Genomic DNA, 336 nt, shown 5'->3' with positions numbered 1-336 from the left:
GGGGAAGCACATGACGAAGAAGATCAGCGCCACCAGGCCGTAGACGGTGAACGGCTCGAAGGTCGCGTTGTTGATGGCGTTGGAGGTCCTGACCAGTTCCTCGAAGCCGATGATCGAGGTCAGCGCCGTCGACTTGATGAGCTGCACCAGGAAGCCGACGGTCGGCGCGCGGGTGATCGCGATGGCCTGCGGCAGGATGATCAGTCTGAGCTCCTGCAGATAGTGCAGTCCGAGGCTGGCGCCGGCGTCCCACTGGCCGCGCGGCAGCGCGTCGACGCCGCTCCGCCAGATCTCGGCGAGATAGGCGCTGGCAAAGAAGGTGAGGCCGAGCGCCGC

1 protein-coding gene is annotated in these 336 nt (G+C 66.1%); it reads right to left on the bottom strand.

What is annotated here, in order from left to right; translation table 11 throughout:
* A partial coding sequence (locus EN808_RS35485; RefSeq protein ID WP_135918242.1) for an ABC transporter permease subunit occupies positions 1–336 on the bottom strand: 336 nt, incomplete at both ends.

This window comes from Mesorhizobium sp. M8A.F.Ca.ET.165.01.1.1 (genome assembly GCF_004792065.1).
Classification (GTDB): domain Bacteria; phylum Pseudomonadota; class Alphaproteobacteria; order Rhizobiales; family Rhizobiaceae; genus Mesorhizobium.
This window is presented reverse-complemented; position numbering and strand designations above follow the sequence as displayed.